The organism is Arcticibacter sp. MXS-1 (genome assembly GCF_041902385.1).
GTDB lineage: Bacteria > Bacteroidota > Bacteroidia > Sphingobacteriales > Sphingobacteriaceae > Arcticibacter.
In genome coordinates, this window is sequence record NZ_CP169244.1 from 1,816,625 (window position 1) to 1,834,899 (window position 18,275).

17 protein-coding genes and 1 pseudogene are annotated in these 18,275 nt (G+C 46.5%); 12 read left to right on the plus strand and 6 right to left on the minus strand.

Going from position 1 to position 18,275, the window contains the following annotated elements:
* Window positions 1-89: 89 nt before the first annotated feature.
* Both rlmN and ACES2C_RS07825 read left to right on the plus strand, forming a co-directional pair.
* A pseudogene (rlmN, locus tag ACES2C_RS07820) lies at window positions 90-1,151 on the plus strand (23S rRNA (adenine(2503)-C(2))-methyltransferase RlmN); the annotation flags it as partial.
* 96 nt (window positions 1,152-1,247) lie between these two features.
* Window positions 1,248-1,868 (plus strand): ComF family protein, encoded by a 621-nt coding sequence (locus ACES2C_RS07825; RefSeq protein ID WP_374166926.1) that lies wholly within the window; start codon window positions 1,248-1,250, stop codon window positions 1,866-1,868.
* Between the two features lie 347 nt (window positions 1,869-2,215).
* Here the strand turns inward: ACES2C_RS07825 and ACES2C_RS07830 are convergent, their stop codons facing one another.
* Genes ACES2C_RS07830 through ACES2C_RS07840 form a run of 3 tightly spaced genes read right to left on the minus strand, consistent with a single transcriptional unit; the run spans window position 2,216 to window position 4,754 of the window.
* Entirely contained in the window at window positions 2,216-2,641 is a 426-nt protein-coding gene (locus tag ACES2C_RS07830) for a response regulator (RefSeq protein ID WP_374166418.1), read from the minus strand.
* A 60-nt stretch (window positions 2,642-2,701) separates the two neighbouring features.
* Window positions 2,702-3,973, minus strand: a complete 1,272-nt coding sequence (glyA, locus tag ACES2C_RS07835) for a serine hydroxymethyltransferase (RefSeq protein ID WP_374166419.1) — start codon at window positions 3,971-3,973, stop codon at window positions 2,702-2,704.
* 16 nt (window positions 3,974-3,989) lie between these two features.
* A complete protein-coding gene (locus ACES2C_RS07840) occupies window positions 3,990-4,754 on the minus strand; it encodes a ScpA family protein (protein WP_374166420.1) in 765 nt (254 codons plus the stop codon).
* A gap of 549 nt (window positions 4,755-5,303) precedes the next feature.
* On the opposite strand from ACES2C_RS07840, the gene dxs reads away from it, so the two are divergent.
* The 3 genes from dxs to ACES2C_RS07855 all read left to right on the plus strand — a co-directional run bounded on the left by dxs (window position 5,304) and on the right by ACES2C_RS07855 (window position 8,292).
* On the plus strand, window positions 5,304-7,232 hold the full coding sequence (dxs, locus tag ACES2C_RS07845) for a 1-deoxy-D-xylulose-5-phosphate synthase (protein WP_374166421.1): 1,929 nt from the start codon (window positions 5,304-5,306) through the stop codon (window positions 7,230-7,232).
* A gap of 188 nt (window positions 7,233-7,420) precedes the next feature.
* Window positions 7,421-7,894, plus strand: coding sequence for a transcription elongation factor GreA (greA, locus tag ACES2C_RS07850; RefSeq protein ID WP_374166422.1), 474 nt, complete (start codon window positions 7,421-7,423; stop codon window positions 7,892-7,894).
* Between the two features lie 5 nt (window positions 7,895-7,899).
* Window positions 7,900-8,292: an HIT family protein gene (locus ACES2C_RS07855; protein ID WP_374166423.1), complete on the plus strand. Its 393-nt coding sequence runs from the start codon at window positions 7,900-7,902 to the stop codon at window positions 8,290-8,292.
* Between the two features lie 59 nt (window positions 8,293-8,351).
* Here the strand turns inward: ACES2C_RS07855 and ruvC are convergent, their stop codons facing one another.
* Both ruvC and ACES2C_RS07865 read right to left on the minus strand, forming a co-directional pair.
* Entirely contained in the window at window positions 8,352-8,921 is a 570-nt protein-coding gene (ruvC, locus tag ACES2C_RS07860; protein ID WP_374166424.1) for a crossover junction endodeoxyribonuclease RuvC, read from the minus strand.
* A 97-nt stretch (window positions 8,922-9,018) separates the two neighbouring features.
* Window positions 9,019-10,689 (minus strand): putative transporter, encoded by a 1,671-nt coding sequence (locus ACES2C_RS07865; RefSeq protein ID WP_374166425.1) that lies wholly within the window; start codon window positions 10,687-10,689, stop codon window positions 9,019-9,021.
* Between the two features lie 420 nt (window positions 10,690-11,109).
* On the opposite strand from ACES2C_RS07865, the gene ACES2C_RS07870 reads away from it, so the two are divergent.
* From ACES2C_RS07870 to ACES2C_RS07900, 7 genes are all read left to right on the plus strand, one after another.
* Window positions 11,110-11,517, plus strand: coding sequence for a hypothetical protein (locus tag ACES2C_RS07870; protein ID WP_374166426.1), 408 nt, complete (start codon window positions 11,110-11,112; stop codon window positions 11,515-11,517).
* A complete protein-coding gene (locus ACES2C_RS07875) occupies window positions 11,511-12,083 on the plus strand; it encodes a hypothetical protein (protein ID WP_374166427.1) in 573 nt (190 codons plus the stop codon). Before ACES2C_RS07870 ends, ACES2C_RS07875 begins: the two co-directional genes overlap by 7 nt.
* On the plus strand, window positions 12,064-13,197 hold the full coding sequence (locus tag ACES2C_RS07880) for a glycosyltransferase (RefSeq protein WP_374166428.1): 1,134 nt from the start codon (window positions 12,064-12,066) through the stop codon (window positions 13,195-13,197). Before ACES2C_RS07875 ends, ACES2C_RS07880 begins: the two co-directional genes overlap by 20 nt.
* A 129-nt stretch (window positions 13,198-13,326) precedes the next feature.
* Window positions 13,327-14,577 (plus strand): PP2C family protein-serine/threonine phosphatase, encoded by a 1,251-nt coding sequence (locus tag ACES2C_RS07885; RefSeq protein ID WP_374166429.1) that lies wholly within the window; start codon window positions 13,327-13,329, stop codon window positions 14,575-14,577.
* Window positions 14,578-14,686: 109 nt separating this feature from the next.
* Window positions 14,687-15,304 carry a ribonuclease HII gene (locus ACES2C_RS07890; protein WP_374166430.1) on the plus strand — a complete coding sequence of 206 codons (618 nt, stop codon included), beginning with the start codon at window positions 14,687-14,689 and terminating at the stop codon, window positions 15,302-15,304.
* A 153-nt stretch (window positions 15,305-15,457) separates the two neighbouring features.
* Complete coding sequence (gene gcvT, locus ACES2C_RS07895; protein ID WP_374166431.1) at window positions 15,458-16,546, plus strand: glycine cleavage system aminomethyltransferase GcvT; 1,089 nt, start codon at window positions 15,458-15,460, stop codon at window positions 16,544-16,546.
* 11 nt (window positions 16,547-16,557) lie between these two features.
* Complete coding sequence (locus ACES2C_RS07900; RefSeq protein WP_374166927.1) at window positions 16,558-17,277, plus strand: 2-phosphosulfolactate phosphatase; 720 nt, start codon at window positions 16,558-16,560, stop codon at window positions 17,275-17,277.
* A 44-nt stretch (window positions 17,278-17,321) separates the two neighbouring features.
* Here ACES2C_RS07900 and ACES2C_RS07905 read toward each other — a convergent pair whose 3' ends face one another.
* A complete protein-coding gene (locus ACES2C_RS07905; protein ID WP_374166432.1) occupies window positions 17,322-17,648 on the minus strand; it encodes a nucleotide pyrophosphohydrolase in 327 nt (108 codons plus the stop codon).
* Window positions 17,649-18,275: the final 627 nt, after the last annotated feature.

The window sequence follows — 18,275 nt, forward strand, 5'->3', positions numbered from 1 at the left end:
ATCTTTTCAACAAAAAGTACTAACAAAGGCGGTGCAAATATCTGTTTATCGTAAAAACAAGACGATTTAAAGAGTGTAAAAAGAATAATATCTATCTTTGGGCTGTGAATCAGGTTGTTGAAAAGAAAGATATCAGAAATCTTTCAGTTGATGAATTAAAGAAGTTCCTTGCTGCTCAGGCTGAGCCCTCATTCAGAGCTAAGCAAATATCGGAGTGGCTATGGATGAAATCTGCCCGTTCCTTCGACGAGATGAGCAACCTTTCTAAGGGATTGCGCGAAAAGCTGTCTGATAGCTTTGTTATCAATGCAGTTGGTGTCCACCAGTCGCAGTTTAGTGCGGATAAGACTATAAAGAACACATTCAGGCTGGCTGATGGCAACATTATAGAGGGTGTCCTGATCCCTGCACCCGACCGTATGACTGCCTGTGTCAGCTCTCAGGTGGGCTGCAGCCTTACCTGTAAGTTTTGTGCTACAGGCTATATGGAGCGCAAAAGAAACCTCGATGCCGGGGAGATCTATGACCAGGTGGTATTGATCGACAGACAGGCGAGGGAAAATTATGGAGTGCCTCTTACCAATATCGTTTACATGGGCATGGGGGAGCCGTTGCTTAACTACGCGAACGTTCTGAGATCAATAGACAGGATCACCGCAGCCGACGGATTAAATATGGCAGCAAAGCGCATTACCGTATCTACGGCTGGTATTGCTAAAATGATCCGGAAGTTGGGCGACGATCAGGTCAAGTTCAATCTCGCCTTGTCCCTGCACGCGGCGAACGATGTGAAAAGGAACGAGATCATGCCCATTAATGAGCAGAATTCACTAAAGGCGCTGGCTGAAGCCCTCAAGTACTATTTCATCAAGACCAAAAATCCTGTAACCTACGAATATATTATTTTCGAGAATTTCAACGACAGCCTTCAGGATGCTGCCGAACTTGCAAGGTTCTGTAAACACCTGCCATGTAAGGTGAATATTATTGAGTATAATCCGATATCCTTCGCCTCCTTCAAAAATGCGCAGGAAGATAAGACGGATGCCTTTGCTGATTATCTGAGGAGGCAAGGCATTATTACGAATGTTCGCAGGAGTAGGGGTAAGGATATTGATGCGGCCTGTGGCCAGCTTGCCATAAAAGAAAAAAATGATTCGTCGTATGGAATGAACCTTGTCTCATCCTATATATTTGATTTTGTTTCGTTGTTCTTCCCTGAGACCTGCGCGGCCTGCGGTTCGGTGATGGTAAAGAACGAGACGGTGGTATGTACCTCCTGCCTCTTCGAGCTTCCGGCTACCCGCTTTCATTATGATCCGGAAAATTCTTTAATCCGGCAATTCTACGGGCGTTTCCCCTTCGTCTTTGCGATAGCTTGCTTTTATTATTCAGAAGGGTCAAAAGTGCAGCGGCTTATTCATAAGCTGAAATATAAGGGGAAGCCTGAGGTGGGCTTATGGATTGGCCGCTGGTATGGGCATCAAGTTGCTGATTTTATTCGGAAGCAGAAGGTTGATTTCATTATTCCGGTTCCATTGCACAGGGACCGGCTAAAAAAACGCGGTTATAACCAAAGTGAACGTATTGCTGCTGGTCTGGCACAATCGCTTGATTGCACCGTTTTGACTGATTGCCTGATCAGAGAGATTCCTACTGAAACTCAGACAAGGAAATCGCGACAATTAAGACTGGATAATATGGAACATGTCTTTGGCCTCAGGCAGCCGGAGAGGATTGCCGGCAGGCACATCCTGCTTGTAGACGATGTTGTTACGTCAGGAGCCACGCTGGAAGCCTGTGCTCTTTGTCTTTCCGCCGTGCCTGGCGTCAAAGTGAGTGTTCTTGCCGCGGCCTACACTGTTTAAGCGGAAAGTGCTTTGCAGTGTACCGCACCTTTCTTTGATATACTGTCTTTTCTTGAAAGTTATTTGCTAACGAGTCTTAAAATGTCTTTCTTAAACGCTTTTAATGAAATTGATCCGCGAAGTCAAAGGCTGCAAAGACCGGCAACGTACCTGCAATTCCATCTGCTAGTTTCGGATATGAATGTTTTTGTGTTGAAAATCAGGCTGTTTCTGGTTTTTTATAAAAAAAGGGCGAAATGTGGTAACCTTTTGATCCGTCTCGCAGTATAAGTACCCGAGAGCGTTAATTTAGATAGAAAGAGCCGGAAAGCCCCCAAGGTAACCGGCCTTTCTTTTTTATTGACATCCTATAGAGCGGGAGCCGAGTGTGCTTTAAGAACGACAGACAACTTGGCATACAGGTCCTGGGGAACAAAAGGCTTGATTATATAAGCGTTCATTCCTGAATTCATGATATCGGCCTTATCCTGGTCCATGATAGAGGCGGTCAATGCAATAATGGGAAGGTCTCTATACATGCCATTGCAAATAGTGCGGATTATGGATGTAGCTTCGATGCCACCCATCACCGGCATTTGAATGTCCATCAGAACAGCGTCATATTGATTTTCAGTTACTTTTTCTACAGCCTGCAATCCGTTCTCCACAAACTCGCCTGACAGGCCCCATTTTTTAAAAAGCTTCTTCAGGAAAAATTGATTAATCTCGTTGTCTTCAACCACCAGGACCCTGCCTGATAGCTGACTTTCTTTTTCGTTGGCCGGGAGGTACATGTTAATAAGGTTTTAACTTTTATTTTAAAGTCCGGCAGTCATAGCTGCCGGACTACTAGTTTATTTGTATAATGGGAAGTCAGTCATGATTGACATTACTTCTGACTTTACATTACTTAGTACAGCCGGATCTTCAGGGCTACCAATAGCGGTATCAATCAGATCTACGATCTTTTCCATGTGAGCCTCTTTAAGGCCTCTGGTTGTAATGGCTGCTGTTCCTACCCGTATTCCGGACGTAACAAACGGCGACTTGTCATCAAATGGAACCATGTTCTTATTGACTGTGATATGAGCTTGCTGGAGGGCCGCTTCAGCTGCTTTTCCGGTTATGTTCTTATTCCGGAGATCGATCAGCATCAGGTGATTGTCGGTTCCTCCGGAAATGATCTGGTAGCCTTTTGAAACCAGAGCTTGTGCCATTGCAGCTGCGTTCTTTTTTACCTGAACCGCGTAATCTTTGTATTCATCGCTCAAAGCTTCGCCAAAAGCGACCGCTTTAGCTGCAATGATATGTTCAAGCGGCCCGCCCTGAGTGCCGGGGAATACCGCCATATCCAACAACGAAGACATCATCCGTGTCTCGCCTTTTGGAGTTTTTAGTCCGAACGGATTCTCAAAGTCCTTGCCCATCATGATCATTCCGCCACGTGGTCCCCTTAGGGTTTTGTGAGTGGTTGTTGTAACGACATGGCAATGCGGCAGCGGATCGGCAAGCAGCCCTTTTGCTATAAGACCAGCAGGGTGGGAGATGTCAGCCAGTACCAATGCGCCTATCTGATCAGCTACTTCACGAATGAACTTATAATCCCAATCTCTGGAATAAGCTGATGCACCGCAGATGATCAGCTTCGGCTTCTCTGTTAAGGCTACTTCCTCCAGCTTTTTGTAATCGATCAGTCCGGTCTCTTTGTCGACTCCGTAAAAGAATGGGGTATAGAGCTTGCCTGAAGCATTGACGGAGGATCCGTGAGTAAGATGTCCCCCATGGGAGAGATCAAACCCGAGAATTTTGTCGCCCGGCTTCAGTAAGGCGAGGAAGACAGCCGAGTTAGCCTGTGCTCCTGCGTGAGGCTGAACGTTCGCCCATTCGGCGCCGAATAATTGTTTAGCTCTTTCTATCGCTATAGTTTCTATTTCATCTACAATTTCGCACCCGCCATAATACCTTTTCCCGGGGAGTCCTTCTGCATATTTGTTTGTAAGTACAGATCCGGCAGCTTCCATCACTTGTCTGCTTACAAAGTTTTCTGAAGCGATGAGTTCAATTCCGCTTTCCTGGCGCTCCTGTTCCTGTTCGATGAGCTTAAAAACAACGTTGTCTTTGTTCATTAGTAATTTGGTTGATTTATAGTTCGAGAGCCGCTTCGGATTTCTCTGCGACCCAAAAGTTATTAAAGCCCAGGCCGATCTGTATAGAGATCAGTTGCTGCTGCAGCATCTCCAGCATAGCCAGAAAGTTATATACAAAATGCACCCGGTTTTCAGAATGCTTCACCAGTTCGGAGAAGTCCATCCTTTTGTTCATCTGGAGCATGTCTGAAATAATTCTTTTCTGTTGTTCTATGGTGTAAGGGTACTGTACAACGGTATGTGTCACTTCGACATTCCTGTCGCGGTAGCGGGCGAGTACTTTTTCATAAACCATCATGAGCCGGTACAGGCCGAGTGAAGCCAGTTCTTCTCCTGGCTCCGAGGTTTCTGCCACCCGGGCCAGATCGGCGCTGATATTACCCCTTCTTTCCTTCATAAACCGTTCGTCTTCCAGCGTACGAAGCTCCTCTGAGACCTGCTTGAATTTCTTGTATTCGATCAGCTTCTGAACAAGGTCTCTCTTCAGGTCGATCTCGTTTCCATCTTCATCATGCTCAGGCCTGGGCAGCAAAAGTTTGGCTTTTATCCGCATTAATGTGGCCGCTACAAAGATGAACTCGCTGGCCAGTTCAATATTCAGCGCATTCATTTCCTGAATATAGGCGAGAAAATCATCGGTGATCCTGGCGATCGGAATTGAATGAATATCAAGTTCGTCTCGTTCGATGAAGAATAGCAAAAGGTCAAATGGACCTTCAAATTGGGGTAACCTAATGTCAAAAGAATCGGGCTGTCTCACAAGTGGTTCAAAAATAAAGATTTAATCTCATGAAAAAAACAGTTCTTTATTATATATAGCACGAAATTCCCCGCCAAGGGCTCTTAAAGCACCTTTTGCAAACGGTGATTCCGGACGCAGAGCGATAATTCTTCTGTTTAAGTCTTTGGGAGACCGCTTCGCAGCGGTTAAAGGACGGGATCGTACCTATTTTGCTTTTATTCCTGATATGCCGATTCTTAGGTACATGTTTTTGGCAAAAAAATTATGAGTTTGGCTTGCAAGCCGGGATGAAAGTTGAATGAATGTCTTCTTGAGTTTATAAAGATACGTCTAACTACAAGAAAATGTTAGTTTGAGAAAGTGAGCGAGGATGTCGATCAATCCTGCTAAAGTTGCGACGTGCGGCTCAGGGGTTTTTCGTATATTGAGGATGTACTTGAAAGGCTGACTCCTTTAATGGTTACTATTCTGTGTTTCAACACAGAATAGTAAATAATGCCGGCTCTGTCGTATTTTCTGGTAAATATTGAGTTACTTTGTGGTTTTAAATTTTTACGCTGCTACAGTATGGAAGTAAAGGCGGGAGAACTATTAGAAAGTATACATTACCCATCTGACCTTAAGAAGCTTGGCGAAGCAGACCTTGAAAGGGTGTGCAAGGAGCTTCGTCAGTATATTATAGATGTAGTTTCTGTAAACGGCGGGCATTTTGGTGCAAGTCTTGGGGTAGTAGAGCTCTCGGTGGCTTTACATTATGTTCTGAATACTCCCTATGATCAGTTAGTCTGGGATGTGGGCCATCAGGCCTACGGGCACAAGATATTGACCGGCCGGCGGACGGTTTTCCACACGAACAGAATATATAAAGGCATCAGCGGTTTTCCGAAGCGCTCGGAGAGCGAGTATGATACTTTTGGAGTAGGGCACTCGTCCACTTCTATTTCTGCAGCACTCGGCATGGCTGTGGCTTCTCAGCGAAAAGGAGAGACCGACAGGCAACACGTGGCAGTGATCGGAGATGGGGCAATGACGGCTGGTATGGCGTTTGAGGCTCTTAACCATGGAGGGATCGAGAATAGTAACCTTCTGGTGATACTCAATGATAACTGCATGTCAATCGACCCAAATGTAGGGGCGCTGAAAGAATACCTCACTACGATCACCACTTCACGGTCCTATAACCGCTTTCGTGATGATATGGGCTATGTGTTATCAAAGCTTTCAGAACTCGGCCCCAATGCTCTTCAAATGGCAAAGAAGATTGAGAAGAGCATCAAAGGCACTTTGTTGAAGGAAAGTAATCTGTTTGAGGCGCTTAATTTTCGCTACTTCGGGCCTATTGACGGACACGATGTGAAGCAGCTGGTCAAGGTGCTGAAAGACCTGAAGAACATTCCCGGTCCCAAGCTTCTTCATTGTGTAACCGTAAAAGGTAAGGGTTTCGCACTAGCCGAAAAGGATCAGACCAAATGGCATGCTCCGGGTCTTTTTGATAAGATAACAGGAGAGATTAAGAAAACGGTTAGTGAGCAGCCTGTTCCTCCGAAATATCAGGACGTTTTTGGTCACACTATTGTTGAGCTTGCTAGCATGAATCCTAAGATAATGGGAATCACGCCGGCCATGCCTAGCGGGTGTTCTCTTAACATCATGATGAAGGCTATGCCCGACCGTGCTTTCGACGTTGGTATTGCAGAGCAGCATGCTGTGACTTTCTCTGCGGGACTTGCTACTCAGGGCATGGTGCCGTTTTGTAATATTTATTCCAGCTTTATGCAGCGGGCCTACGACCAGGTGATCCATGACGTGGCTATCCAGAACCTGAATGTGGTGTTTTGTCTGGACCGGGCAGGACTTGCAGGTGCTGACGGTTCCACGCACCACGGCGCCTACGATCTGGCCTATATGCGCTGTATTCCTAATATGACTGTGTCTGCCCCTATGAATGAAGAAGAGTTGCGGAACCTGATGTACACTGCACAGCAGGACGATATGGGACCTTTTTCAATTCGCTACCCGAGGGGTTCAGGCGTGATGGCCGACTGGCAGCGCCCGATGAGAGCTATCCCCGTAGGGAAGGGTCGTAAGATCTGCGATGGAGAAGATGTGGCCATTTTAAGCATAGGCCATATTGGAAATGAAGTGCTGAAAGCCTGCTATGAGCTCGGTCCTGAAGGTATACATCCTGCTCATTTCGACATGCGCTTCGTTAAGCCGATTGATGAAGAGCTTTTGCATGAAGTGTTCAGCAAATTCAGGAAAGTCATTACCGTGGAAGACGGCTGTGTCATGGGAGGGATGGGGAGTGCCGTCATTGAATTTATGGCTGATCATGGCTATGCTGCCAAAATCATAAGGCTCGGAATTCCGGACCGGTTGATTGAACACGGGGAACAGCCCGAACTTTGGGCAGAATGCGGATACGATGCTTTTTCTATTGCAGAAGCGGTGAAAAAAATCACAGTTAGCAGGCCTACAAGAAGTCTCGCTTCCTGAATAAGCGCTATACCTGAACCTGCAAACATTTAGGCGATCGGAGCTGTTTTTCTATCCCCGGCGCGGAGAAAAAATTTGTTTTTTTAATACGGTACGTATATCTTCGTAGCACTGGGACAAGACTATATCGCATATGCAGGTGTAGTCTTGTTTGTTTTTTATGGAGGTCCATTAAATATAATTGAGATATGGCAGAGATAATATATTATACGAAAGAAGGATTGGAGAAACTGAAGGAAGAACTTCATTTTCTGAAGACAGAAGGGCGGGCGCAAATAGCAAAGGCAATAGCTGAGGCACGCGATAAGGGAGATCTTTCCGAGAATGCGGAGTACGACGCTGCTAAAGAGGCACAGGGACATCATGAAGCAAAAATTGCCAAGCTGGAGACTACGCTTGCTCATGCCCGTTTAATCGACGAGTCGAAGCTTGACTCCTCAAAGGTGCTGGCTCTTTCCATTGTCAAGATCCGGAATACGAAGAACGGTGCAACCATGACCTATCAGCTCGTCTCTGAGTCTGAAGCTGATCTAAAGTCAGGAAAGATATCTGTAAAATCGCCTATCGCTCAGGGTCTTCTGGGTAAGTCTGTTGGAGATAAAGCAGAAATAGCGGTTCCTGCAGGAAAAATGGAGTTTGAAGTGCTCGAAATCTCAAGATAATAAAAATGGCTTCTATCTTTTCTAAAATCGTAAATGGAGATATTCCCGCCCACAAGGTAGCGGAGGACGAACGGTTTCTGGCCTTCCTTGACATCAACCCGCTGGTTGAGGGGCATGTCCTTGTAATTCCCAAAAAGGAGGTTGACTATATTTTCGATCTGGATGATGACACCTTCAGCGGGCTCCATACTTTTTCTAAGAAAGTGGCGGTGGCGATTCGAAAGGTTATTCCCTGTGAACGGGTTGGCGTTGCCGTGATCGGTCTTGAGATTCCGCACGCACACATTCACCTTGTGCCAATGAACAATATGAATGATATCAATTTCTCGAAAGAGAAGCTGAAGCCTTCGCAAGAAGAACTGCGTGCTGTAGCAGAAAAAATAAGTGCAGCTTTCTAAATTGCAGGCTATCTCACGATAGCCTTTTTTGTTGTGCCCTAACGCCCTGAACCGCTCAATTACCTCTTAAGTTTCCTGGGATTATCCTTTACAAATGCCTCCCATCCAGAGTATGTCTTTGTGTTTCCGTTATTGCTGACCCTCTGAAAAGAGTGACACACAGCTACTGCCAGACCATCGGTAGCGTCGAGGAACTGAGGCGTCTCCGTGAAGTTTAGGAGCGACTGCAGCATGGCAGCTACCTGTTCTTTTGTTGCATTTCCGTTTCCGGTGATCGATTGTTTTATCTTGCGGGGTGAGTATTCAAAAATAGGCATATTTCTGGATAAGGCGGCAGCCATGGCTACACCCTGAGCTCTTCCAAGCTTCAGCATAACCTGGATATTCTTTCCGTAAAACGGAGCTTCGATTGCCAGACAGTCGGGCTGATATTGATCAATCAGCGCTGTCGTCTTTTCAAAGATCCTCTTCAGTTTTAGTGGATGATCATCCAGGTGATCCATTTTTACAACTCCGAGAGTAATCAGTGAAATCTTGCTTTTTACCTCACTCACCAGGCCATATCCCATCACTGCGGTTCCGGGATCTATTCCCAGGATTATGCGTTCTTTCGACTGTTCCCTTAGCATCTGCAGGCAATAATACGGCTTTTTTTCTGCCCGCCGTATTATTGGCGTTGATCTTAGCGGCGGAAGCAAGGGGTGTGTCCCTCCATACAGCGAAGGGCTACATAAACACCAGGATCATCATCTGAGCCATGAGTATGCGCAGGATCATTGTCAGGGGATATACAGTAGCATAGGTGATAGCGGGAGCGTCTGATCCTGCTGAATGCGTGGCAAAAGCGAGTGCGGGAGGGTCTGTGGACGCCCCTGAAAGAAGTCCGCATATTTCAAAGTAACTGCATTTGAAAAGGACTTTTGCCAGAAATCCGACGATCAGCAGAGGTGAAAGGGTGATGATCATGCCGTACAGCATCCAGGTAAGTCCGTCGCCGCTCACCAGGATCTCGACAAAGTGTTCGCCGCTCGATAATCCTACGCTGGCCAGAAATAGAACAATGCCGATTTCACGGAGCATCAGGTTGGCTCCCTGCGTAACATAAGGCGTTAAATACAGCTTGGGACCGAAGCGGCTCATGAGGATGGCAACGATTAACGGGCCGCCTGCAAGTCCTATTTTGACTGGTGCCGGAATACCGGGCACTACAAAGGGAATGCTGCCAAACAACACGCCCAAAACGATGCCGAAGAAGATAGGCGCCAGGTTGGGGTGATCCAGGCGTTTTAATGAGTTGCCTAGAACTTTTGCAAACAGGGTAACCGCCTCTTCACGACCTACAACCGTTACAATATCGCCTATCTGGAATACGGTATCGGTGGTGGCCACGAACTCAATCCCGGCCCTGCTTACACGGGTGATCGTGAAATCCTGACTGTTGATAAAACGCTGTTCGCCGATTGTTTTGTGCGTCACTTCGTCTTTGGTGACCACGATCCGCCTTGAAATGATATTACTTTTTATCTTTATAAGGTCCACTTCGCTCTCTTTGCCAACCAGGATTTTCAGTTTCTCGAAGTCCTCCTTGGGCGCAACGGCTAGTATAATGTCGTTTTCGTGCAGGATCGTTTCAGAATCAGGCGTCGTGATTTCGCCGTCGTGATAAATCCTTGAAATTACAAGCTTCGTGTTTATAATCGATTTGATGATGCGGAGGGGCTGGTTGAATAACTTCGGGTTCTCAACCTCCAGGTTAATTGTAGAAGGGGCGGGTACGTCTTTCAGCAGTCGTTCCTTATGCAATGCTTTTTCAGCCAGGAGATCTACTTTGAAGGCGTATCGGAAGAAAATAAGCGATAAAATTATGCCGATTACTCCGAAAGGATAGGCTACCGCGTAGCCGAGCCCGAGATTGGGGATGGCAAGATCGATGCCTGAAGCTTTGAGGTCTGCAAGGGCCTGTTGGGCTGCTCCTAGCCCGGGAGTGTTCGTTACTGCTCCCGACATGATTCCAGCCATCACAGCAATGGGTGTTCCTGTGGCATAGTGGATGGCAACGGTTACTATTGCTCCTGTCAATACCACAGCCGCCGCCAGAAGATTGAGAGATAAACCTTGTTTCTTCAGCGAAGACAGGAAGCCCGGACCTACCTGCAACCCGATACTGTATACGAAAAGGATAAGGCCAAATTCCCTGGCGAAGTGTTCTACCTCCTTATTGATCAGCAGATGAAAATGGGAGGCAATAATTCCTACAAATAGTACCCAGGTAATGCCAAGGGAAATATTGAGGATTTTAACTTTTCCAAGTGTAACGCCTATGGCAATTACAAGGCCGTAGATCAGAACCGCATGTGCTACGGAGTCTTTGGTAAATAAATCGGAAAGCCATTCCATGATTAGTAATTCTAATTAGCGTAAAAGAGGGTGTTGTGACTGTAATGTAGTTAGCTATGCGCAGTATTCCGGTATAAGTCGCTTAGGGAATAACCGGACAGGTAATTGGTCCTTTAAGTCATGGTTAGCCAGTTTTAATGAAGTTCCTTTTTAAAACTCGTGCTTTCTTTCAGTAACAGCAGAGCATCCCTGCTCATAAACGGCTTTCCTGAAAGTGCCTTTTTTCTTCGAGTGCCAAGAAGAACGTCAGGCGTAAATGTTATAAATAACGAAGCGTTTGCAAATGATCCTCGTCAGTTATTTGAATGATTTTCGATTGTTTTTGTTCCCTTCATCTAGAAGTGAAAGGCGAAAAGTCTTGCACTCCTCTTCAGCTTTCACGCCTTTTCCGTAAAATTGCATCCAAAGAGAAAAAAGCGATTGAATCGAAAAGATAAAAAGACAGTAAGTATTCTGGTAAAAGTGGCTGTGCTGATCTTAGCCACCAGCTTTATCGCTTATAAACTGCATAATAACCAAAACCTTCACAATTTTAAGCTATTAATCAGAGATCTTTCTCCGGTAAGGGTATACAGTGTGCTGGGCATTATTTTTCTCTTAATGCTGGTCAACTGGATTCTCGAAGCTATGAAGTGGAAATTTCTGGTAAAGAGGATTGAAACAATTAGCCTCTGGAAGGCAGTAGAATCGGTGTTCTGCGGCCTGACGTGGGCCATTTTTACTCCTAATCGGATCGGTGAGTACGGAGGCCGCGTTTTTTTCTTTCGCCCCGAAAGCGCGTTTTTGGTGCGATTGCCATGGGTGTTGGAGCCGTGGGGCAAATGGTGATCACAAATGTACTGGGCGCCTTTGCTATCTTTTGGTTTGTCTGGCGGTTTTTGCATCCGGCTCCCTGGCTTACCATTGTTGTTTTTCTTTCTGCTGCGTTGTATAGTTCTCTCTTTCTTTTGTTCTATTTCAGCATAAAACGGCTCACTACGCTTATCAACAAAGTCAGGTTCCTTACCAAGTTTAGACGCTTCTTTATGATCCTTGCTCAATACAGAAGAAAGCATCTGATAATCATCTTTAATTTTTGCTTAGCCCGTTTTATTGTTTTTACTTCGCAATATTATTTGATTATTAATATGCTGATTCCGTCTCTGCCGGTATTCGCAATGATCATGATGATATTTATTCTCTTTTTTATTCAGTCAGCCCTGCCTTCTCTCGACCTGCTGGATGTAGGAGTGAGGACTATGACTGCGACTTACTTCTTTAGTTTTATAACCTCACAGGAAGTAGCTGTGATGGCCGCAACCGCTTGTATCTGGTTTGTTAACCTGATCGTGCCTGCCATTCTCGGTTCTGCCTTCGTTTTTAAATTGAATTTCTTTGGCACTAATCGTAATTAATCTTTTAACCGGCACCCTTACGTTTATCTATGTGACGGTAGTTTTGTTTTTCAGAAGGGGGTGGCTTCGTCTTCCCGTTTTTCGTTCTGCACCTGTCACGGGTCGCACCAAGGTCAGTGTGTTGATTGCAGCGAGGAATGAAGAAGAGAAAATTGCTTTTACCATCCGCGATGTTCTCGCTCAGACCTATCCCGCGGAACTGCTCGAACTGATCGTAGTGGATGACCATTCTACGGATAGTACCTCTCAGATCGTGCAGTCTTTTGCTGCCCAGGGTGTCATTCTTATCCGGCTTAATGAAAAGGAGAAGCTCAATTCCTATAAGAAGAAAGCAATCTCTGAAGCAATACGCGTTGCCTCAGGAGAACTGATCGTCACTACAGACGCTGATTGCAGGATGAATGAAGACTGGATTAAGACGATTGTTAGCTGTTACGAACAAAACGATTTGAAGATGCTTTCCTCTCCCGTTGTTTACCACGAGGAGAGCAGCTTCTTTGAAAGGTTGCAGACCCTGGAGTTCTTGTATCTCATTGGCTTGGGAGCCTCGTCCATTGGCAACAAAATTCCGTCTACCTGCAACGGGGCGAATCTGGCGTACCGTAAGGATGTGTTCGAGGAGTTGGGAGGTTTTAAAGGCATTGACGATCTGGCCTCGGGCGACGACGAGCTTTTTCTTCACAAAGTGGCGTCGCGTTACCCAGATGGCATTGGTTTCTGCAAGTCGTATCGGGCTGTCGTTTTTACCACTGCCAAGAGTACACTGAGAGAGTTTATCCGACAACGGAAGAGATGGGCTTCGAAAAGTACACGTTATAAGAACAAGAGCATCGTTTTACTCGGAGTCCTGATCTGGTTGTTTAACTGCATGTTGCTGCTCACGATGGTAGCGGGCTTCTATGATCGCGCTGCCTGGCACACCTGCTTGCTTGCATTTGCATTCAAGTATCTGGCAGAGACCGCCTTTCTGGTGCCGGTTACCCGTTTTGCCAGGCGAAAAGAGTTAATCTGGTATCTGCCGCTCCTTACCGTTATTCATACCGTCTACATGATTTACATTGGTCTTGCAGGTAATTCAGGAAAGTATGTCTGGAAAGGACGCCTGGTGAGGTAAAACTCTTCACAAGTCTGCAAGTAGCTGTTTTACCCTGTATTGTGCTGTTTCTCGTGTTGGACAACTAAGATGGATATTTTGTGTTGTAAATAGAATATTTACCTTATTTTTATCATCAGATACACGAACTTGGAACTGGATAAAGATAAAACAGACATTGGGCCTTCTGAAAACGATCTCATACAACTTCTGCTAAAGAGGCAGTCGGAGTTGAATGCATTGCTTGAAGTGACTCTCGCCATCAACAAAAACAGCGCGGCGTCGGTGCTATACGCCATGCTGGAAGTGATTTTGCGTGTCAATTTGAAGGTAGGGAGAATGAGCTTGCTCATTCGGGAAGGCAGCCAGTTTACCTGTGCTGCTGGTTTTGGAGCGAGAGAGGAAACTCCGGAGGACTTTCAAAAGATCTGTGAGATCCTTCTGCCTTATAAAACAATAACTGCACTAAGTGGACACTCGGAAGAACTTCTAAATAAATATGACTTCTTTGTCCCGGTAAGACATAAGAACAGTACTCTCGCATTTGTGTTGATCGGCGATTTTAATACCAAGCCCGAGGTGCTTAGTCACGAGCTTAATTATATTCAAACGCTTATTAACATTATAGTAGTTGCCCTGGAGAATAAGAAATTGTTCTGGGAACGGGTGCAGAGGGAGCGCTTCCAGCGCGAAATAGAGCTGGCGGGTGAGGTTCAAAATATGCTGGTACCTCTCCGTCTGCCTAAAAGTGCCAATTTTGAGATAGCAGCTACCTATCTTCCCCACCAAAACATCGGGGGTGATTATTTTGACTTTATTCGCCTTAACGATAAAGAGTTTATTTGGTGTATCGGTGATGTGTCGGGAAAAGGAATGCCGGCCGCGCTGCTGATGGCCACGGTACAGGCCAGCCTTCGTGCGTGGACTTACGTGGAGAATGACCTTGAAAAGCTTGTTCGGAGACTAAACGAGGTGGTGACGCACAACACTAAAGGAGAGAGGTTTATTACATTATTTCTGGGTAAGTATAATGAAGAGACCCGCGAAATGGAGTACATTAATGCGGGGCACAATTCTCCTATCCTGATAGCGGATTGTCAATCTACTTTTTTAAAGGAGGGGACGACGTTGCTGGGCCCGTTTGATGAGCTCCCTTTTGTGCGTCCGGGAAAACTGATCCTTCCCCCTGCAGCACTCATCTTTAATTATACAGACGGCCTGATCGAAAGCGATGACGAGGACGTTTTTATCTCTGAGGAGGAGCTTGTTGAGTACCTTACGACGCATTGTGCTTCTCATTCATCGCAGATTAATAAGGGCATCCTGACCGAGATTCAGACGAAGAACAATGCAAAGATGCACTCTGACGATATTACGCTATTTACTCTCAAAATTTATTAGCACAACAGGCCCATCCTTCCAAAGGTTTATCCAGTCCATGCGAAATTTATAATCGGCGTCTAAGCATGCCATAAAATGTCTTACTTTTGGGGCGGAGACCGATTGTGTGATGCTTTTTTCTTATTATCAGGAAGAATTTATTGAGGCAGGCTGCGATGAGGCGGGACGCGGGTGTCTGGCGGGCCCAGTGTTTGCGGCGGCTGTTATCCTGCCCAGAGATTTTAAACATAAGCAGCTTACCGACTCGAAACAGCTTTGCGAGGAGGATCGGTATAAATTGCGTACGGTAATAGAAGAGAAGGCAGTAGCATACGCCGTAGCCTCAGTAGACCATGAGGAAATAGATCGTATAAATATTTTGAATGCTTCTTTCCTTGCCATGCACCGTGCGCTGGATATGCTTGCTACCCGCCCGGGTTTTGTGCTGATAGACGGGAATCGCTTTAAAAAGTATCAGGAGCTGCCACATGCCTGTATCGTGAAGGGTGATGGTAAATACTACTCCATTGCAGCTGCATCTATACTTGCGAAGACCTATCGGGACGACTTTATGAAGAGCCTCGCCGGGCAGCATCCCGAGTACGACTGGTGCAGCAACAAGGGATATCCTACAGTAAAGCACCGGAATGCGGTGCTGCAATATGGATTGTCGCCCTATCACCGTCGCTCGTTCAGGGTTACTGATCCGCAGCTTAGCCTCTTCGCTGAAGAAGCTAACGTGATGTAGGGTGGAGTTGCACGTTGGGTCATTATCACAGCTAATCTGCAACAGCCTCCGCCAGGTCGGTACCTATGCTCTCCAACTAAGTCCTGCAAACCGCAACTCCCCACTCACAACCCATAACTTTTGTTATTTTTGTCATTCAGTCAGCAAAACAGAATGAAGAATACTGCATTAACCAGCACTCATATTGCTCTTGGCGCCAAGATGGTGCCTTTTGCAGGCTACAATATGCCTGTTCAGTACGAAGGGATCAATGTTGAACATCAAGCCGTGCGCTCGGCTGCAGGGGTGTTCGATGTGAGCCACATGGGGGAGTTTATCCTCAAAGGCGACCGTGCGTTAGACCTTATTCAGAAGGTGACTTCCAATGATGCATCCCGCCTGGTAGACGGAAAGGTGCAGTATTCCTGTTTGCCTAACGACACTGGAGGGATTGTGGATGACTTGCTGGTTTATCGTATCGACGAAAAGACCTATATGCTGGTGGTCAACGCCTCCAATATTGATAAAGACTGGAACTGGATTTCTAAATACAACACGTATGGAGTCGACATGAGAGATATTTCAGAGCGTACTTCGCTGCTCGCGGTGCAAGGACCAAAGGCGGCGGAGGTGCTGCAGCATTTAACAGATCTCGACCTCGCCTCTATGGAATATTACACGTTCAGGAAAGGAACCTTTGCTGGCGTCGATAACGTACTGGTATCGGCGACAGGCTATACAGGGGCGGGAGGGTTCGAGATCTATTTTGATAATGCTCACGCCGAGCATATTTGGAATGAGATATTCCGGGTGGGAGAATCAGCAGGGATCAGGCCGATCGGTCTGGGCGCCCGCGATACGCTTCGTCTTGAAATGGGTTTTTGTCTCTATGGTAATGACATCGACGATACAACTTCTCCGCTCGAGGCGGGCCTCGGCTGGATCACGCGCTTCAATAAAGACTTTGTTAATAGCGAGAAGCTTGAAGAGCAAAAGAAAAATGGTGTAAGCCGCCGTTTAGTAGGTTTCGAAATGGTGGAGCGGGGTATTCCGCGCCATGATTATGAAATTGCAGACAGCGAAGGAAATGTGATCGGCAAAGTCACCTCGGGCACTCAGTCACCATCACTTCAGAAGGCTATCGGTATGGGGTATGTAAGTACTGAGTTTGCAGCGCCGGGAACCGAAATTTTTATAAAGATCAGAAATGCTGCGATCAAGGCAGTTGTGGTAAAACCTCCTTTTTATAAAACACAAGATTGAAAGTTGTACAAATGACAGCGCCGGGTCAGGTAAGCGTGGAGACATGTGTCACTCCTGCCTTGTTACCCCTGTATGATGTAAAGAACAGTATAGTCGTCGTTATCGATATTTTTAGGGCCACCAGTTCCATCTGCTATGGGATAGACAATGGAGCCTCGGCTATTATCCCGGTTGCGCAGGTAGAAGAATGTGCAGCATACCACGGAACCGAGTGTCTGCTGGCTGCAGAACGGGATGGAGAGGTAGTCGAAGGCTTCGACTTCGGCAATTCTCCTTTCTCTTATACTCCTGAAAAAGTTGCAGGCAAAACAGTCGTCCTTACTACTACGAACGGAACGCAGGCCATTCATTTGTCGCGTCAGGCTAAGAGAATAGTGATTGGGTCTTTTCTTAATCTAAGCACATTGTCTCACTGGCTCCTGGGGCAGGGTGAAAACGTTTTGCTTGTCTGCGCCGGCTGGAAAAATAAGTTTAATCTGGAGGATTCTGTGTTTGCCGGGGCGGTGGCTAGGCGGCTCACTGGGGCCGGTTTTCAACCTGACGACTCCTCCATTGCCGCTATGGATCTTTTTGATCTTGCCAAGGACGATCTTGGTGCTTATCTGCAAAAGACGTCGCACAGCGAACGTCTTAAAAAGCTCGGGATTGAAAAGGATATCGAGTTTTGCCTCAACGTAGACATTACTACCTCGATTCCTGTTCTGGAAGGTGAGAAGCTGGTAAAGCTCTAGAAGAAATAGGCTCCCCGGGTTGGATCAGCGTCATCTGGAACGTTTTACTTTAGTTTCTCGTTGTTCCTGTGCCGGTCGGCATCGCGGATGCTTTTTTTCTCCAGATTCTTCTTAAGGGCAGCGGTCAGATCAATGCCGGTCTGATTAGCCAGGCAGATCAGTACGAAAAGCACATCAGCCATTTCATCCGCCAGGTCCACGCTCTTGTCTGATTCCTTAAAGGACTGCTCGCCGTATTTTCGCGCCATAATACGGGCTACTTCTCCAACTTCTTCCATAAGGATAGCCGTGTTCGTCAGTTCGTTAAAGTAACGGATTCCGGTTGTATTTATCCATCTGTCGACCAGATCCTGTGCTTCTTCAATTGTCATGTTCAGTGATTCTTTTATCGATTTTCTCGTCCGCTGCGCCATAGGCAATCTCCGAAGATATCTTCCCCCACCTTCTGCTGAGAAGGGTGCGGGAACGCCGGCACACACGTTCGCCTTTTCTCTGTCTTTTCTATTTCGTTTCTTCGATGCCGCTTCAATGCCGCTTCGGTACGTACCGACGTCGCATCGAAGCGGCACGGTAAAAATGTGAAAAAAAGGCACACTTGTCTCGCACTTGTCTCAGATAATGGTGGGCTGGGGTACATTTTGGCAAAGTCTCTGAACTCAGGTACTACTCTCTGGACAGCTTGTCGGGCCTCGGAATCTTATACTGCGTGGCCGTTACCGCCAGTAGGAAAGCAGCTAGAGCCTGGATCTCTTCTTTATTAGGATTTAGCTTTTTCAGGTGCGATCGGGCGCCAGGTACCTTTGGCTGTAGGTTTTGTGCAGCCATGAGGGAGACTATTCGCATACTGAAACAAGTGAAAAGTGATTGTTACGGCACTTGACTGCTGCAAAGGCAGTATGAAAAGACCAAAACAGATGTTTTGCTCTCCGAGAACCGGCAGCCGTCAGTAGGGGAAACTGCCCGATGCCCTAACTGCCGTCTCCGGGTACCGGCTCAAG

What these genes read in the sequence shown, in the direction of transcription:
- ACES2C_RS07825 (WP_374166926.1), top strand. Translation starts at nt 1,248, where the DNA reads ATGGTAAAGAACGAGACGGTGGTATGTACCTCCTGCCTCTTCGAGCTT.
- ACES2C_RS07830 (WP_374166418.1), bottom strand. Translation starts at nt 2,641, where the DNA reads ATGTACCTCCCGGCCAACGAAAAAGAAAGTCAGCTATCAGGCAGGGTC.
- glyA (WP_374166419.1), bottom strand. Translation starts at nt 3,973, where the DNA reads ATGAACAAAGACAACGTTGTTTTTAAGCTCATCGAACAGGAACAGGAG.
- dxs (WP_374166421.1), top strand. Translation starts at nt 5,304, where the DNA reads ATGGAAGTAAAGGCGGGAGAACTATTAGAAAGTATACATTACCCATCT.
- greA (WP_374166422.1), top strand. Translation starts at nt 7,421, where the DNA reads ATGGCAGAGATAATATATTATACGAAAGAAGGATTGGAGAAACTGAAG.
- ACES2C_RS07855 (WP_374166423.1), top strand. Translation starts at nt 7,900, where the DNA reads ATGGCTTCTATCTTTTCTAAAATCGTAAATGGAGATATTCCCGCCCAC.
- ruvC (WP_374166424.1), bottom strand. Translation starts at nt 8,921, where the DNA reads ATGCTAAGGGAACAGTCGAAAGAACGCATAATCCTGGGAATAGATCCC.
- ACES2C_RS07865 (WP_374166425.1), bottom strand. Translation starts at nt 10,689, where the DNA reads ATGGAATGGCTTTCCGATTTATTTACCAAAGACTCCGTAGCACATGCG.
- ACES2C_RS07875 (WP_374166427.1), top strand. Translation starts at nt 11,511, where the DNA reads ATGGTGATCACAAATGTACTGGGCGCCTTTGCTATCTTTTGGTTTGTC.
- ACES2C_RS07890 (WP_374166430.1), top strand. Translation starts at nt 14,687, where the DNA reads ATGCTTTTTTCTTATTATCAGGAAGAATTTATTGAGGCAGGCTGCGAT.
- gcvT (WP_374166431.1), top strand. Translation starts at nt 15,458, where the DNA reads ATGAAGAATACTGCATTAACCAGCACTCATATTGCTCTTGGCGCCAAG.
- ACES2C_RS07900 (WP_374166927.1), top strand. Translation starts at nt 16,558, where the DNA reads ATGACAGCGCCGGGTCAGGTAAGCGTGGAGACATGTGTCACTCCTGCC.
- ACES2C_RS07905 (WP_374166432.1), bottom strand. Translation starts at nt 17,648, where the DNA reads ATGACAATTGAAGAAGCACAGGATCTGGTCGACAGATGGATAAATACA.